The 17,477-nt window shown below is 37.3% G+C and carries 15 protein-coding genes; 12 read left to right on the plus strand and 3 right to left on the minus strand.

Annotated features, from left to right (window positions below; genetic code table 11):
* Positions 1-78 precede the first annotated feature (78 nt).
* Complete coding sequence (gene gyrA, locus HMPREF3182_RS02155; RefSeq protein ID WP_062485270.1) at positions 79-2,517, plus strand: DNA gyrase subunit A; 2,439 nt, start codon at positions 79-81, stop codon at positions 2,515-2,517.
* Between the two features lie 274 nt (positions 2,518-2,791).
* Positions 2,792-3,946 carry a DNA/RNA nuclease SfsA gene (gene sfsA, locus HMPREF3182_RS02160; RefSeq protein ID WP_062485272.1) on the plus strand — a complete coding sequence of 385 codons (1,155 nt, stop codon included), beginning with the start codon at positions 2,792-2,794 and terminating at the stop codon, positions 3,944-3,946.
* 68 nt (positions 3,947-4,014) lie between these two features.
* Here the strand turns inward: sfsA and HMPREF3182_RS02165 are convergent, their stop codons facing one another.
* Positions 4,015-4,443, minus strand: a complete 429-nt coding sequence (locus HMPREF3182_RS02165; RefSeq protein ID WP_007392443.1) for a MarR family winged helix-turn-helix transcriptional regulator — start codon at positions 4,441-4,443, stop codon at positions 4,015-4,017.
* A 214-nt stretch (positions 4,444-4,657) separates the two neighbouring features.
* On the opposite strand from HMPREF3182_RS02165, the gene HMPREF3182_RS02170 reads away from it, so the two are divergent.
* Positions 4,658-5,107, plus strand: a complete 450-nt coding sequence (locus HMPREF3182_RS02170; RefSeq protein WP_007392432.1) for a GtrA family protein — start codon at positions 4,658-4,660, stop codon at positions 5,105-5,107.
* Between the two features lie 63 nt (positions 5,108-5,170).
* Here the strand turns inward: HMPREF3182_RS02170 and HMPREF3182_RS02175 are convergent, their stop codons facing one another.
* On the minus strand, positions 5,171-6,010 hold the full coding sequence (locus HMPREF3182_RS02175; RefSeq protein WP_062485274.1) for a pyridoxamine kinase: 840 nt from the start codon (positions 6,008-6,010) through the stop codon (positions 5,171-5,173).
* 257 nt (positions 6,011-6,267) lie between these two features.
* On the opposite strand from HMPREF3182_RS02175, the gene HMPREF3182_RS02180 reads away from it, so the two are divergent.
* The 9 genes from HMPREF3182_RS02180 to HMPREF3182_RS02220 all read left to right on the plus strand — a co-directional run bounded on the left by HMPREF3182_RS02180 (position 6,268) and on the right by HMPREF3182_RS02220 (position 16,075).
* On the plus strand, positions 6,268-7,611 hold the full coding sequence (locus HMPREF3182_RS02180) for an acetyl-CoA hydrolase/transferase family protein (protein ID WP_036257437.1): 1,344 nt from the start codon (positions 6,268-6,270) through the stop codon (positions 7,609-7,611).
* Positions 7,612-7,689: 78 nt separating this feature from the next.
* Positions 7,690-9,153: an aminotransferase class I/II-fold pyridoxal phosphate-dependent enzyme gene (locus HMPREF3182_RS02185; RefSeq protein WP_062485276.1), complete on the plus strand. Its 1,464-nt coding sequence runs from the start codon at positions 7,690-7,692 to the stop codon at positions 9,151-9,153.
* Entirely contained in the window at positions 9,150-9,833 is a 684-nt protein-coding gene (locus tag HMPREF3182_RS02190) for a dTMP kinase (protein ID WP_007392429.1), read from the plus strand. The genes HMPREF3182_RS02185 and HMPREF3182_RS02190 overlap by 4 nt, the downstream gene beginning before the upstream one ends.
* Before the next feature lie 95 nt (positions 9,834-9,928).
* Positions 9,929-10,924, plus strand: a complete 996-nt coding sequence (locus tag HMPREF3182_RS02195; RefSeq protein WP_007392436.1) for a DNA polymerase III subunit — start codon at positions 9,929-9,931, stop codon at positions 10,922-10,924.
* Positions 10,921-11,763 (plus strand): PSP1 domain-containing protein, encoded by an 843-nt coding sequence (locus HMPREF3182_RS02200; RefSeq protein ID WP_007392430.1) that lies wholly within the window; start codon positions 10,921-10,923, stop codon positions 11,761-11,763. Before HMPREF3182_RS02195 ends, HMPREF3182_RS02200 begins: the two co-directional genes overlap by 4 nt.
* Positions 11,753-12,490, plus strand: a complete 738-nt coding sequence (locus HMPREF3182_RS02205; protein ID WP_007392438.1) for a tRNA1(Val) (adenine(37)-N6)-methyltransferase — start codon at positions 11,753-11,755, stop codon at positions 12,488-12,490. The genes HMPREF3182_RS02200 and HMPREF3182_RS02205 overlap by 11 nt, the downstream gene beginning before the upstream one ends.
* A complete protein-coding gene (gene rsmI / locus HMPREF3182_RS02210) occupies positions 12,491-13,351 on the plus strand; it encodes a 16S rRNA (cytidine(1402)-2'-O)-methyltransferase (protein ID WP_007392448.1) in 861 nt (286 codons plus the stop codon).
* 17 nt (positions 13,352-13,368) lie between these two features.
* Positions 13,369-15,306 carry a methionine--tRNA ligase gene (metG, locus tag HMPREF3182_RS02215; protein WP_062485278.1) on the plus strand — a complete coding sequence of 646 codons (1,938 nt, stop codon included), beginning with the start codon at positions 13,369-13,371 and terminating at the stop codon, positions 15,304-15,306.
* A gap of 1 nt (position 15,307) precedes the next feature.
* Positions 15,308-16,075: a TatD family hydrolase gene (locus tag HMPREF3182_RS02220; RefSeq protein ID WP_062485280.1), complete on the plus strand. Its 768-nt coding sequence runs from the start codon at positions 15,308-15,310 to the stop codon at positions 16,073-16,075.
* Between the two features lie 55 nt (positions 16,076-16,130).
* On the opposite strand, the gene HMPREF3182_RS02225 is transcribed toward HMPREF3182_RS02220, so the two are convergent.
* A complete protein-coding gene (locus tag HMPREF3182_RS02225) occupies positions 16,131-17,084 on the minus strand; it encodes a LysR family transcriptional regulator (protein WP_007392450.1) in 954 nt (317 codons plus the stop codon).
* Positions 17,085-17,477: the final 393 nt, after the last annotated feature.

Here is a 17,477-nt window from a genome sequence, read left to right on the forward strand (position 1 = left end):
TTGGTATAATATACTATTATATAAAGTATATCTATTATAGAAATGATAAGATAATTATAGGATTTACGAGGTGAAATTGTGGACGAACAATATACGGAAAAAGTGTTGCCAGTTTGTTTGGAAGACGAGATGCAAACATCATATATTGATTATGCAATGAGCGTTATTATTACACGTGCTTTGCCGGATGTGCGTGATGGATTAAAACCTGTGCATCGGCGTATTTTATATGCTATGCATGAAGCGGGAATGACTCCGAATAAGCCATATAAGAAATCGGCACGTATTGTTGGGGAAGTACTGGGAAAGTATCATCCTCATGGAGATAGTTCTGTATATGATGCAACCGTACGGTTAGCTCAGAATTTTTCTACTAGATATCCCTTAGTTGATGGACATGGTAATTTTGGCTCTGTGGATGGCGATTCTGCAGCAGCTATGCGGTATACGGAAGTACGTATGGCTAAGATTACCGGTGAAATGTTGGAAGATATTGATAAAGAAACCGTTGATTTTATGCCCAATTATGATGGCTCATTACAAGAACCGGCTGTGTTGCCTTCAAAGATTCCTAATTTATTGGTTAATGGATCAGCAGGAATTGCTGTGGGCATGGCGACTAATATTCCACCTCATAATTTGGGAGAAGTCGTTGATGGTTGTGTTACCTTAATTGATAATCCTGAAGCTACCTTAGAAGACATTATGAAGTGTATCCAAGGTCCAGATTTTCCGACAGGGGCGAAGATCTTAGGTCGAGAAGGGATTTTAAAAGCGTATACAACGGGGCGTGGCAGTATTAAAATGCGTTCCTGTGCGACGATTGAGTCGATGAATAAGGGAAAAAATAGGATTGTTGTTACAGAAATCCCTTATCAAGTTAATAAAGCACGGGTGATAGAGTCCATTGCTGATTTGACGCGGAATAAACTGATTGATGGTATTACGGCGTTGCGCGATGAATCAGATCGCAAAGGGATGCGTATTGTCATTGAATTGAGAGCAGACGTTAATCCTGATATTGTATTAAATAAATTATACAAGCATACGCAATTACAAGAGACATTTGGCGTGATTATGTTGGCTTTAGTGGACGGGCATCCGCGTGTGTTGACACTAAAGCAAGTGTTAAACTATTATTTAGATCATCAAAAACAGGTTATTACGAGAAGAAGTCAATTTGAATTAAACAAAGCCTTAGCACGAGCACATATATTGGAAGGGTTATTAATTGCGTTAGATCATATTGATGAAGTTATTCGTATGATTAGGGAATCTGCTAATGATGATGTAGCTAAATCTTCGCTTATGCAGTCTTTTGGGTTAAGTGAAAAACAGGCTATCGCTATTTTAGATATGCGGTTGCGGCGTTTAACTGGGTTAGAACGAGAAAAAATAGAAGAAGAGTATAAAGAATTAGAAGAACGCATTGCTTATTTACGAGCTGTATTAGCAGATGAGCATAAGGTGATGGAAATTGTAAAACAAGAATTATTAGAAGCTAAAAAACGGTTTAGTGACATTCGGCGTACTCAACTCGTAGCAGATTCATCGGAATTAGGAGTAGAAGATATGATTCCAGATGAACGGATGGTGTTAACCTTAACGCGGCGTGGATATGTAAAACGCATGAATGCGAATGTTTATCATACGCAAAATAAGGGCGGTCGCGGTGTGCGAGGTATGGGTACGAAAGAGGAAGATACGGTAAATCATTTATTGTATACGTCATCTTTGCATACGGTGTTGTTTTTCACTAATTTAGGGAGAGTATACAGATTAAAAGCATATGAAATTCCTGAAGCGAATAATCGAAATTCTAAGGGAATTGCAGCTATTAATATTTTACCTCTTGATGAAGGAGAAAAAGTTAATGCCTTAATTGACTTAGATCAGGCGGATCTTTCCATGCATTTGTTCATGGCAACAGAACAGGGATTAGTAAAGAAAACGCCGCTGATTGAGTTCAAGAATGTTCGTCGTAATGGTTTAATTGCGATTTCTCTAGTAGAAGGAGATCATTTGGCAAAAGTTCGCTTAACTAAAGGAGATCAGCGGATTATTTTGGCAACAAAACAGGGGATGGCGATTTGCTTCAATGAAAATGATGTACGACCGACTGGGCGTAATACGCGAGGCGTTCGTGGTATTTCTCTAGCTCCAGATGATTTGGTTATCGGAGCGGATGTACTGGCACTAGAATGCCAAGTACTTACTGTCAGCGAGGAAGGGTTTGGCAAGCGAAATAATATGGATGCATATAATATTCAACGGCGAGGTGGCAAAGGCGTTAAAAACTTTAAAATCACGCAAAAAACTGGAGCGATTGTCGGTGTAGAAGTGGTTAGAGAAGAACAAGAATTAATGCTTATTACGACAAATGGTATCGTTATTCGGACAGATATTGAAAGTATAGGTGTAAAAAAAGGTAGAAACACATCCGGTGTAAAGATTCAAAAACTAGAAGAAAATGATAAAGTTGCTGCATTAGATACGATTACTGTCGAAGGAGAATAACTAGATAGTTGTAGATAAAAATAGAAATGACAAGCGTAATGTTGGCATTTCTATTTTTATCTAACAGAAAAGAAAAAATATGATAAGGAATTTATCACTTATATTTGACAAAAATAATAAGATATAGTATGATTTATTTGAATAGAAGAAGAAATACTATGTTGATATAGCATAATAAGTCTTTTCCTATTTTGTCTATCTTTTCAGTTTTATTTCCCTATTTCTGCCGTACATTCCTCCGAAGTACGGTAGATTTTTTTTTAGGAGTAAATATATGGAATGGAATACTTCGTTATTAAAAAAAGGTACCTTTATACGTCGCATGAATCGTTTTGTGTGTGAAGTGGAAATTGATGGCATTTCCACGATATGTCATTTGCCGAATCCAGGACGAATGTGGGAGTTATTGTTTTCACAAGTTCCTGTTTACGTTCGGCAATGTATGAATGCAACGCGCAAGACCCCTTATGATCTAGTTGGCGTAGAGCGGGAAGGGATTCCGGTTTTATTAGATACTCAATATACGAATGACGTAGCGGCTTATTTTATTCAGCATAAGCAAATACCTGAATGGCGGTCATGGAAGCTGATTCGAAGAGAAGTGACCGTAGGGCATAGTCGGTTTGATTTGCTGTTGGGGCGAGGAGATGAGCGTTTTTATGTAGAGGTTAAGTCTTGCACCTTATTTAGCAAAAATGGGGCTATGTTTCCTGATGCTGTGACGGAACGAGGAAAAAAACATTTGCTGGCATTAGCGGCGATGCATGATAAGGGAATCCGGACAGGCCTTTTATTTTTAGTTCATTGGGATAGGGCGAAGTGGTTTTTACCTGATTATCATACAGATCCTGAATTTGCTACTGTTTTTTCAAAAGTTGAGCATAAATTGGATTGGCAAGCTGTTTCAGTGCAGTGGGATGAATCGTTTCAAATGCCTAGGCCCAGGGAAAGATTGCTATATCCTTCGGCAATATTACAACAGGAAAACAAGGATGCGGGAGCATATATGCTAGTGTTAGAAGTGGAGCAAGAACGGGATATAGAGGTCGGGAAAAAGGGGATCGTACACGTTTGTCCTGGGTATTATGTATATGTCGGTTCAGCTAAGAAAAATTTGGCTGCTCGCATTGCACGACATAAGAGAAATCTAAAAAGGTTACATTGGCATATTGATTATCTTAGGCAGGTGGCAACGGTACGGGCGGTTATTCCTATTCGGACTAGTGCCGATGTGGAACATATTTTAGCGTCTCAGGTAGTGCGGATTTGTGACTGGCATATACGCGGCTTTGGCTGTACTGATTGTGCTTGTAAAACACATTTGTTTGCGTTTAAAGAAAATCCTATTCATTTGCAGACATTTATGAAGATAGTTGAAGATGTTCGGATGAATCGTTTGGATGCATGCATTTTAGCTAACTTAAGATAAAAATAACCGTCTATGTCACGTTTGGAGTGATGTAGGCGGTTTATATTATATGTATTTAGTTTTTGTGATTAAGAAGACAAGGAAACACCTTGAATACGTCCTAATAGTCTAAATAGTTCTTGCCGCTCTGCTGGCGTTAAATTACTTAAGAGGCGTTGGTTTAGACTATCTATTTCGTGTAATAATGGATCTTTTAGTTGCCATCCCTTTTCAGTTGCTTCTACGCGGATGCTTCGACGATTATTAGGATTTAGAATGCGTGTAACTAACCCTTGTTTTTGCATACGATCAAGGACACCAGAGATGGTGGAGTTTTCTACATGCAAGGTTTGGGCAATTTCTTTTGGAGTGATACTGGTTTCTTTATCCCAAAGACAGGTTAAAACCCCATATTGTCCTGGTGTAATGCCGAAACGGCTTAATGCATTTGAAAAGACAAGAAACACTTCGTGTTGAGCAATGGTGAGTGCAAAATTAATACAGTTTTTATGAGGCATAGTAGGGATCTCCTTTCTCTTAAACATTGTGAAAATAATTCGTATTGCAAAGTAAGTATAGTGTAGCATACTTTTGAAATGATGACCATATTTAGATATTAATTTGTGAAAAATATATCAGAATTGACATACTTATTCTTAATTAGAGAAGGATGACAGGTATTATTTCGTGAGATATAATGGATGAAGAGATAGATAAGAAAGGTTGGGAGTCATGAAAGAAAAAAAGCTGTTTGGCTTTATATATACGGATAAAGAATGGATGAAAGTTATATTGTATTTATGTATTGGCGGAACAGCAGCTATCGTTGAATGGATTTTGTTTTATGTGTTGTTTTATTCATTTACTGTAGGTAATATTTTTTTACTTCAGACGCCGCGTGTATTGGTAGCTACGGCAGTAGCGTTTGGGTTAGCAACATTATATCATTATTGGTTAGGAAATATATTTGTTTTTGAACAGGGGAGTCGTCACGCAAGAACAACGGAAATTTCTTTGATTTTTTTAGTTAGTACCATTGGGTTAGGTTGGAATTTATTACTCATGTGGTTTTTTACTTCTCCTATATGGCTAGGGATAACCCCTTTTTATGCGAAAGTATTAGCGAGTGCCATTGTTACCGTTTGGAATTATATGTCTAGAAAAGTTTGGATTTTTAAATGATAAAGGGTGACTGTTTCTATTAAGAGGATAAAAACAGTCACCCTTTAGTGTATTTTTATAGGATTATTTCATATTCCATAATTTATGCAAATGGGGTTCTAATTGAATGCCTTCACGATAATCCGTTTTTGCTTCGTATGTATATGTGATAACTTCACTTAAGAAATCAGCAGCTGTTTTTATAGCTGTAAAGAGGTTCATTCCGCTTAATAAAGAACCCGTAATTATGCTGGTAAATATATCGCCTGTTCCACAGGTGGAAAAAGGAATTCTTTTGACCGTGTATTCATCATAAAGCATCGTATCATGGTCATAGCAGACAATTTTTATATGTTTTTCCGTATCGGGGATACTAGTGATGATTACTTTTTTTGGACCGAGAGAAGATAATTTTTGGCAAATCTCTTTTATTTTTTTTGAAGTAGGGATTTCTGTTTGCTTATAAGGTATATCTGATAATAAGGTGGCTTCTGTATAGTTTGGTGTAATGAGGGTTGCTTTTTGAATGAGTTTACGCATCGCTGGAACAATTTCTGGCGTAAAGATGGGGTATAATTTACCATTATCACCCATGGCAGGATCGACAATAATCCATTCCGTATTAGCACCTAAGCGGTCAATTGCATGTTCGACTAAGTTGATTTGTGAGATATCGCCGAGAAAGCCACTATAAATAGCACTATAAGTGTAGTTTAACTCTTCCCATTTATTAATGAATTGCGGCATGGTTTTTGTGCAATCTGTAGAAATAAAAGATGGGTAGGTTAAATTATTACTAAATAAGGCTGTGGGTAAAGGGCAAACTTGAAAACCCATAGCAGAAATAATGGGGATAGCGGCAGTTAATGAACAGCGACCAAAAGAACAAAGATCATGAATAGCAAGAACACGTTTGGTAGACATAGTAAAACCTCCTAGTAATAGATTATCTTTTATTGTACGTATAATGGGACTATTCGTAAACAGGACAGATGGAATATAATCTGTCTTGTTTTTTTATTAAAATGTTAAATAAAAATAAATAAAAAAAGATAAAAAGAAAAGCTATGCAAAAATAGCAAATGAAAAACAACTATATGTTCTTGAAAAGTGAGGGAAGTAAAACTTATAATGATATTGTGCAATAATGAACGTACTATATAGGAAAGGAATGAATGCAAATGTCTACATGGAGCGATATGTATAGACAAAAATGTAAGTCTGCTACAGAAGCAGTAAAATTGGTGTGTTCAGGTGATTGGGTTGATTATGGGATGGCGACGTCGCAACCTGTTTTATTGGATGAGGCGTTAGCAGCACGAAAAGAAGAGTTACACGATGTCAAGGTTCGCATGGCACTGTCTTTAGCACCGCGAAAAGTGGTGGAATGTGATCCAACAAGAGAAACGTTTACTGCTATGAATTGGCATATGGGGAGTTATGATCGGAAACAATGTGCCCGTGGAAGTATGTTTTTTTTACCCATGAGCTATCGCAATGAGCCATCTATGTATAGAGATATTCTAGATGTAGATGTTGCAATGATTATGGTTGGTCCTATGGATGAACATGGGTATTTTAATTTTGGATTAACTGTTTCAGCAACAGAAGCAATAACGAAGAAAGCCAAACGAGTGATTGTGGAAGTGAATGAAGCGGTGCCTAAAGTACGCGGCGGTCGGGGTGAAGTCATTCATATTTCCGATGTCGATGTGGTTGTTGAAGGGCCGAGACGAGAAATGCCGACGTTGCCTTTTGTGCTAGGTGATGATATCGATTTAAAGATTGCTAAAATGGTAGTGGAAAAAGTTCCAGACTATGCAACGTTGCAATTAGGAATAGGTAGCTTACCTAATACGATTGGTGTGATGATCGCTGAATCAGATTTAAAGGATTTGAGTGTGCATACGGAAATGTTAGTTGATTCTTTTTATAAGATGCATCAAACAGGGAGATTAACGAATAAGTATAAGGAAATTAATACCGATAAGACAGCTTGGTCTTTTGCTTGCGGATCTTCCGAATTGTATGAATGGATAGATGATAATCCTTCTCTATCGGCTTTTCCTGTTGATTTTATTAATGACCCCTTTGTTGTAGGTCAGATATCGCGGTTTATCTCTATTAATAGTTGTATTGACATTGATCTTTTTGGTCAAGTATCGTCAGAATCAACGGGTTTTCAACATATTAGTGGGAGTGGAGGACAGCTTGATTTTACGGATGGTGCTTATCGTTCACCCGGCGGCATGAGTATTATTACATTACGCTCCACTTTTTATGACAAAAAGACGAACCAAGTTCATTCGCGGATTTTGCCTACGTTTCGTGATGGTACGATTGTTACCGATCCTCGTTCACAAGTGCATTGGATAGCAACGGAATATGGTATGACGAACCTTATGGGGGCTTCAACATGGGAACGTGCAGAACGCTTGATTAGCTTGGCTCATCCTGATTTTAGAGAATCTTTAATAGCGGCAGCAGAAAGTATGAAAATTTGGCGTAAAAGTAATAAGAAATAATAAAAATAATCCCTCGGAGATATGCGAGGGATTATTTTTTTGTAGTATGGTACAATAGTATATTAGGAGGTGCATGATATGGATGTGGTAAATCAACAACGGGCTCCTTTTGTTGAGGCCTTAGAAGCATATTGTCAACTGCATATGGTCCCCTTTCATACACCAGGACATAAACTTGGGCATCAGTCATCAGCATATCAGAAGATGTTGTTTGGGGAGGCTTTAATACGAGATTTAGGTGTTATGTATGCTTTAGATGATTTGTTTCAACCAAAGGGAGCGTTACGGGAAGCGATGGATTTAGCCGCTGATTTATATGGTGCGGGACATACTTTTTTTTCTGTCAATGGGACAACGGCCTGTGTAGAAGCTATGTTGTTAGCAGTATGTCAAGCTGGTGATGAAATTATTCTTTCGCGAGAAGCACATAAAAGTGTATTTCATGGAATTCTTCTTAGTCGAACTATTCCTGTATATGTTTCTAGTCAATTTGCAGAAAAAGAACAGGTTTCGTTAGGACCGACGCTTGAGGATATTAAAGCTACCGTGGATAGTCATCCACATGCCAAAGCATTGATGTTGACGTATCCAACTTATGATGGAATTGCGATTGATTTACCTTCAATCATACAATATGCACATGAAAATGGATTATATGTGTTGGTTGATGAAGCACATGGTGCACATTTGCCGTTTCATCCTGATTTACCACCCGAAGCACTTGCTTGTGGTGCAGATTGCGTAGCCCAAAGTACTCATAAATTAGCAGGATCACTCACGCAAACATCGATGCTACATTGTCGGCAGGGTTTTCCTTACGTAGAACGTATGGCGAGAGCAATGGAAATAGTACAATCGACAAGTCCGCATTATTGGTTTCTTGCCTCTTTAGATAGTGCAAGGCAACAATTAGCTGTTGAGGGAAAAGTACTGTTAGCAAAGACGATGGAGCTTGCGAGATATGCAAGAGAAGAACTGAATAAATTGCCAGGGATTTATGTCTGGGGGCGCGAGGTTGAACGATACACTGGTGTTATTGGGGTAGATGAAACAAAAATAGTGATTGATTTTGCGGACTTGGGGCTAATGGGCGTTCAGGCGGAAAAAGAATTGCGCAAACAAGGTATTGAAGTGGAACTAGTAGCAGGCACACATGTTCTTGTGTTGATTACTATCGGTGATGATATGGAATCTATTCAAGCACTTATTAAAGCTTGTCAGATTATTTCCTCTAATCACAAAGTACACAAAGTGCAAGCGGTTAAAGAACTACCTTTGCCTCAGCCAGAGGTAGTGATTACACCAGGAGAAGCATGGAATAAGACATTAGAGCAGATTCCTTTTGCACAAGCAAATCAGCGTATTGCTGGCGAAACTATTCTGTTTTATCCTCCGGGGATTCCTGTGGTGGCTATCGGAGAAAGAATAACATCTTTGTGTATTGCTTATATACAGAAGAAGATGAATGAAGGATATGTACCTCATGGAGCTTCAGATCATACACTTAAAACGATTTTGGTAGTAAAGGATGGAAAAGAATGAAAGGAAAACTCATTATTATTGAAGGTGGCGATGGTAGCGGTAAGGCGACGCAAACGCAATTATTAAAAAGGCGGTTACAGCAAGAAGGATATGCTGTACAGGCAGTTAGCTTTCCTGATTATGATAGTCCTTCTAGTACATTAGTTAAGATGTACTTACATGGCGATTTCGGGAAAAAACCAGAAGAAATAAATCCTTATGCGGCATCCACTTTTTATGCTATTGATCGCTTTGCTTCTTATCAAATGAAGTGGCGTGATTTTTTGGCACAAGGAATGACGATTTTGGCAGATCGGTATACGACAAGTAATATGTTATATCAAATGATTAAAATAGATTCGATAGAAGAACGTAAGGTTTATTTAAAGTGGCTATGGGATTTTGAATTTAATAAATTAGACTTACCAATACCAGATGAAGTCATCTTATTAGATGTGCCACTGGACATTACGGAAAAGCTAATGTTGGAAAGAATTGGAAAAACAGGGGGAGAAACAGGCGATATTCATGAAAAAAATAAATTGTTTTTAAAACAATGTCATGATGCTTATGATATGTTGGCAAAATTATATGGGTGGCAGCGGATACAGTGTGCTGTCGACGGGGTATTGCGAAATCGTTTAGATATTCATGAAGAAATATTTCACAAAGTTGTTTCTATGATAAATGAGAATGTATAAAGAAACTATAGTGAATAAGTCACTAGAACTAGACTTTATAGTTATTTTTTTTTATAATTAAATATTAAGAACGCTAGCAAAGGAAGAATCTATAGATGGATTTTCAGTATTGGGATTATGTAATTGGGCATGCAGCGATAAAAAATAAAATAAAAAAGTGGTTAGCGTCTGATCGTATGCCGCATGCATTGATCTTTTCTGGACCGGAGGGTGTAGGGAAAACGACCTTTGCATGTGCTTTAGCAGAGGTTTTAGTACAACGGAAAGTGTTTCAAAAAGGGATGCCGAAGATGGGAGATCACCCTTATTTGGCTTGGGGGGAAGACGTATATTTTATATCCCCTATTACAGCTCAATTAAAGGTGGAACAATTTCGTCAGGTACGAGAAAAATTGATATTGCGTAATGCTGAAAAGGCTATGAAGGTGTGTATTATTGATCATGCCGAAACAATGAATGCTGCTTTTGCTAATGGCATGTTAAAAATAATAGAAGAGCCGCCTATGGGCGTTATTTTTATTATTATTACGAATCAACCAGAAATATTATTGCCGACGATTGTTTCACGTTGTGTAAGCTGCCATTTTGATTATGTCGATAAAGAGAGCTTACAAATGGGATTAGCTACTGTTGGAGGTCGTTCATTAGAACAAATTCAACAAGTTGTTCAACAGGCAAATGGAAATGTAGTAAGAGCATTTGCTTTATTAGAAGGAACTACGGAGGATTGGCGTCCTAAGGCCATGGAATTTTTAAGAATTTTAGGAACGCATCCGAGTCCTTATGCAAAAAGTCTAACGCTTGCTGCGTTATGGGGAAAAGAAGATTTGGCACTTTTTTTACAAAGTCTTGTACAAGTGATACACGATGTGATGATAGTACATTATGAAGCCGGAGATATAGTGAATATATCGGCAAGTCACAGAGAACAATTACAATACATTAAAAGGAATTGGACTCTTTCTTCATTGGCACGACTTATGAAAGTTGTAGAAGAATGTAGAAAAGCGTTAAGATTAAATTTAAATGTAAAAACCATTTTTGATTATCTTTGTATTCAGAGTATTACGAATAAGGAGGACTTGCGTTGATAGTAGTAGGTGTACGCTTTAAACCTGCGGGAAAAGTATATTATTTTGATCCCCAGGAAGTGACCTTAGATATAGAAGATGGCGTTATTGTCGAAACAGCACGAGGAATGGAATTTGGAAAAGTAGTTATTCCGCCTCGCGAAGTTTCCGAGAAAGAGGTTGTTCAACCATTAAAACCGATTATTCGCCGAGCACTTCCCAAAGATATAAAACAAGTAGAAAAAAACAAAGAACGGGAAAAAAAGGCCTTTACGGTATGTTTAGAAAAAATTGCTAAACATAAATTGCCGATGAAACTTATTGAGGTGGATTATACTTTTGATATGGGGAAAATAATCTTTTTCTTTTCGGCAGAGGGGCGAATTGATTTTCGCGAACTCGTGCGTGATTTGGCAGCTGTTTTTCGCACGCGCATTGAATTACGTCAGATTGGATTACGAGATGAAGCAAAGCTGATTGGTGGTATTGGGTGTTGTGGTAGACCTTTATGTTGTGCTACTTTTTTAGGAGAATTTAAACCAGTGTCTATTCGGATGGCGAAAACACAAGGAATGTTTTTGAACCCAACTAAAATTTCCGGTAGTTGCGGTAGATTGATGTGTTGTTTGCGATATGAAAATCAATCATATACATCTGGTGAATTAACTTGTCAAAATTGTTCTAAAATTTGTATGCACCAAGCACCACCAGCTATTGGAAAAAAAGTTATGACCGATGAAGGGGTGGGGACTGTTTTACGCATACAGGGAAAAGAACATACCGTGCGGGTACAATTAGAATCAGGGCAAACGATTAAGGTAAACTGGACGGATGTGGCTGAAATTGAACATGAAAGTTAAACAAGGAGAAAGAATAGACTCTTTGTTGTTGGAAGGCATGAAAATTATTCAGCGGTCTGATCAATTTTGTTTTTCGTTGGATACGATTTTATTAGCTCATTTTGGTAGTAGACCGCGGGGACCTATTTTAGATTTAGGGACAGGGACCGCAGTTATTCCACTTATTTTAGCAGCTCGAGGAGCGACATCTATTGAAGCGATAGAATATAATCCTATTATGGCAGATATTGCACAACGAAATGTTTTACTTAATCAGAAAGAGTCAGATATTCATATTCAAAAAGGGGATTATAGAAAGTTACAAGCATGGTATGCTAGCGGATCTTTTGCTATGGTTTACGCTAATCCGCCTTATCGTGAAAAAAGTCGGGGGGCGTATAGCCAGCAAGCTGGGATTCGGCGTGCTTGTCATGAAGAAACAGTTACGTTAGAAGAAGTTATTAAAGCCGCATCATTTGCTTTGAAGTATGGAGGATATTTTCGTATGGTTCATATTACGGAGCGATTAACGGATATTTTAGCCCTTTTACGTAGATATGGTATAGAACCGAAACGATTGCAATTTGTTCATTCACGGTTAGATAAAGCAAGTAAAATTTTTTTAATGGAAGGTAGTCGGGGTGGTAATCCTGGATTAGAAATACTACCACCTTTAGTGGTACATCGTGATGATGGATCGTATTGCGATGAAATTTTATCCTATTATCAAGGACAGGGAGAAATGTAGATGGCAGAAGTTTTTCAAAAAGGGACATTATATCTTTGCCCAACGCCGATAGGCAATTTGGAAGATATTACTTATCGGACTGTACGCTGCTTGCAGTCAGCTGATGTAATTGCCGCTGAAGATACGCGACATACGAAACAATTATTGGAAGCATACCAAATAGAAACACCACTTACTAGTTATTATGAGCATAATAAGTTGACAAAGGGACCAAAGTTAATCGAACGGTTGCAGGCGGGGGAGATGATTGCTTTGGTTAGTGATGCGGGTATGCCAGCGATTTGTGATCCAGGGAGTGACTTGGTTCGGCTTGCCTTACAACATAGCATAAGAGTGGTTCCATTGCCTGGGGCCAATGCGGGATTAACTGGATTAATTGCTTCAGGTATGGATACAACGAGATTTACTTTTATTGGTTTTTTACCTAAGACAAAAAAACATCGCATACCAGTATTAAGATCTTTGCAGGAAATAAAGGGTACGTTAATTTTTTATGAAGCACCGCATCGCTTACGGACGGTTTTACAAGAGATGCAAAAAATTCTTGGAAGTCGAGCAGTGGTTATTTGTCGAGAATTAACTAAACGGTATGAAGAATATTTACGGGGCACCTTAGACAATGTGTTGGAGTTATTTTCGGAAGATACTTATAAAGGTGAATTTGTCATATTGATAGAAGGCATGCAGGAAACATGCGATGTACATTGGACAAAAGAGGACTATATAGAAAAAGTACAGAAATTAACAGAACAGGGAATAAAAAAGAAAGCGGCGATACGTATGGTTGCAATACAACTGGGCGTACCAAAGCGGGATGTATATCAAGCTACAATACAAATGGCTGATTATCATAAAAGTTAATTTAGGAGGCTTCTACAATGAGTGATAAAAAAAAGTATTATATTACCACCCCAATTTATTATCCTAGTGCAAAATTACATATAGGACATACTTACTGTACAACAATAGCGGATGCATTAGCACGATTCCATCGGTTATGTGGGGAAGATGTATTTTTTTTAACGGGTTCGGATGAACATGGTCAGAAAATTCAACGGGCGGCAGAAGAAAAAGGAATCGCTCCTATTGAGTATGTAGATCAGATTGTTTTGTTGTTTCAAGAATTATGGAAAAAGTTAAATGTTTCGTATGATGATTTTATTAGAACTAGTGAAGCACGACATGAAAAAGTGGTTCAAAAATTAATGGAAATTTCTTATAAAAAAGGAGATATTTATAAGGGGGAATATGCTGGTTGGTACTGTACACCATGTGAAACGTTCTGGCCTGAAAATAAACTTCCTGAGAGAAAGTATATTTGCCCTGATTGTGGACGAGATTTAGAATTGGTTAAAGAAGAAGCCTATTTTTTGAAAATGAACAAATATGCTGATGCATGGCTGCGTTTTATTGAAGAAAATCCTGACTTTATACAACCAGAAGCTCGGCGTAATGAAATGATTGCGTTTGTCAAAAGTGGCTTAGAAGATTTGTGTGTATCTCGGACTTCTTTTGATTGGGGGATTCCCGTGCCCTGGGATCCTAAACATGTAGTATATGTTTGGTTTGATGCATTGGCTAATTATTTGACAGCGATTGGCTATGACTCAGATCAAGCGCTTTTTGAAAAATTTTGGCCGGCCGATTTACATTTAGTAGGAAAAGAAATTGTTCGTTTCCATACGATTATTTGGCCGATTATTTTGATGAGTTGTGATATCCCTATACCTAAAAAGGTATTTGGACATGGTTGGCTTATTGTTGATGGAACAAAAATGAGTAAGTCTTTAGGTAATGTAGTAGATCCGATTCCGTTGATTGAGCACTATGGGGCGGATGCGTTGCGATATTATTTATTACGAGAAATTAGTTTAGGGAATGATGGGAATTTTTCCTTAGCGTCGTTTATTAAGCGGATTAATTCTGATTTGGCGAATGATTTAGGTAATTTATTGCAACGTACATTAGCTATGGTGGAAAAGTATAATGCCGGCATTGTAAGGGAGGCAAAAGAAAAATTGCCTGTAGATGAGAATTTGAAATTGTATGCTGTGCAGGCCGTAAAGGCATTTGAACAAGAAATGAATACGATGAAACTTAATGATGCAATTCAATCTGTATGGACATTTATTCGTCGTACGAATAAATATATTGACGAAACCATGCCTTGGGTATTAGCTAAAGATGAGAGTCAACGAAATCGTTTAGATACAGTATTATATGATTTGAGCGAAGCGCTTAGAATTATTGCTATTTTAATCAGTCCGATTATGCCAAAAGCGGCACAACGTATGTGGGAACAGCTAGGACTAAAACATTTTGAAAAGACCTTATTAGCGGATGCGGTATGGGGTGGATATCCAGCTAATACAATGATTTGTAAGGGTGATGCATTATTCCCACGGTATGATTTACAAGAAGAGATTGTCGACATGGCACCTATAGCATCTGCAACGAAAGACATTTGTACGGCTGCTAAAGAGGCTATTAAGCCAGAAATTGGAATTGATGATTTTGGTGTTGTTGATTTGCGCGTGGGAAAAATTTTGGCATGTGAAAAAGTAAAAAAAGCTAAGAAATTATTGAAATTACAAGTTGATTTAGGTACAGAAGAACGGCAGATTGTTAGTGGTATTGCTTTGTATTATACCCCGGAAGAGTTAATCGGGCGGCAGGTTGTTGTCGTTACTAATTTGAAACCAGTTACCCTATGCGGAGAAGAATCAAAAGGAATGCTTTTAGCAGCTTCTGATGGAGATGAAAAATTACAAGTCGTATTTGTAGATGGTATGATGCCAGGAAGTCGGGTGCGATAAGATGTTGTTTGATACACATTGTCATGTACATGACGAGGCTTATAATGAAGATCGAGATGCCGTTATTCAACGTGCTTTTCAATCAGGTGTACAATATATGATGTTTCCTGGTACCGATATTCCTACGTCGGCAGCAGCAGTTGAATTAGCACGTCGGTATGAAGGCGTTTATGCAGCGGTAGGAATTCATCCAGAAGAAGCGGCGGAAATTACGGATGAAGCATTTGCACAGATTCGATATTGGATAACTCATGAGCCCAAAGTAGTGGCGTTAGGGGAAGTCGGGCTAGATTATCACTGGCCTGAACCTTCACGGGAAATTCAAAAGAAGGTATTTATTGAACAGGTTAAGATGGCGGTGGAATTAGATATTCCTATAGATATTCATGATCGTGAAGCACATGGGGATATGATGGATATTTTGCATACTTATGGTAAGGGCATTCGTGGTGTATTTCATTGTTATTCGGGCAGTTTGGAAATGGCTCAGGAATTGATGAAAATGGGATTTTATTTTGGCTTTACAGGAACGACTGTTTTCCCTAATTCTAAAAAAGTAAAGCGGTTGGCGGCGGAATTACCGTTAGAACGAATATTGATTGAAACAGATAGTCCCTATTTAACACCACCACCATATAGAGGCAAACGGAATGAACCCCGATATGTACAATATGTAGCTGCCGAGATTGCACGGTTGAGAAATATGGAGACTAGCGAGGTAGCACGAATTACGTTAGAAAATGGAAAACGAATTTTTCAAATTAATTAAGTGATATGGTAGGATAAAACAAACGGGTAAAAGTAGATACTTTCACCCGTTTGTTTTATTTTTCTGAAGAGGAATCTCGGCTATCATAGGCGTATTTTATGGTAATTCTTTTTTTCAACGTATGAAAAAGTGTAGAAATTTCAAGTGTTGCTGGATATGAGGCATGAGTGACAGCAAATAAGGTAAAATGAAAATTTGGATCAGTCAATTTTATAGATTGGAGGGAATTTTCGGCGATGTTAGAATATAATGTACCAGGTCCAATGGTAAAAGCGGTGGTATTTTTGATAATTCGCCAGAGCATAGCGGCATCCGTGACAGATATATTTTTTTTGCTATCACTAAAAAGATATGTTTTTAAGGCATTGGTAAGAGTATCATCAGGTGAAGTAGCAAAGGAAACTTGTGAAAAAGTACGCAATTGACCAATGGTTAAGCAGGGATAAATAGATAAAGGGTGGTAAGGCTTTAGATATACATAAGGGGATAATTCACCTAATATAAAAATATGTAAGCCTTGTTTAATCCAATGTTCACGACGCTTTTGTAAAATTGGCGAGGGTAAATACAGTAAACCAACTTGTAATTTTTCTAAAGTAACAGCACGGATAATTTCCGAAGGTGGTTTTTGCAGTATATTAAGGGTATACAACGGGTGGCTATTAGCGGTAAGTAAAACATCTGTAATAGCGGTTAAAAATAAAGGGTGATACTGATAAGCAAGGGATACTTCGTAAGGTAAGGGATAATCAACAGGGCCATGAAAATGATGCTGTAAGTTTGTTGCTTGACGTAATATGGTTTGTGCAAAATATAAAAATTCTCTTCCTTCTGTTGTAAAAGAAATTCCATTGTGTGTGCGGGTTATTAATTTTATTTGAAATTCTTTTTCTAAATCTTTAATAGCAGCACTAAGACTGGGTTGAGAAATAGATAAAGCTTGTGCTGCTGAGGAAATTGAAGGATGATATAATAACTCAGATAGATATTTTAATTGTTGTAAGGTCATAATACAGACTCCTTATATAGTTAGACTATGGACTAGGGAAAGGTAAGAATGACTGTTTAGCATGAATAATGAAAAAAAATAGAAACGATAGAAACGAGGATGATAAAAAAAGATAAAAATAGTAGATAAAAAAATTATTCTTTTTATTAAAAAATATAAGCTGAGAAAAAAATAAAAAATAATATGCGGATAGGGACAAAAAGAAGTGTTTTTTTATGTATAAAAAAAATATATAAAAAATGACTAAAAGAAAAGTAATAGTCAAAATTACTTAAAAATATAATTAAAAAAATAAAGCGTAAAAGTATTTTTATATAGTTTAAAACTATATAAAACGGAGAGAAAATATAAATTTTTACATCTTTTTTTGTGCGTGGTATACTACAAGTAAGC

It is taken from the genome of Megasphaera hutchinsoni (assembly GCF_001553405.1).
Classification (GTDB): domain Bacteria; phylum Bacillota; class Negativicutes; order Veillonellales; family Megasphaeraceae; genus Megasphaera; species Megasphaera hutchinsoni.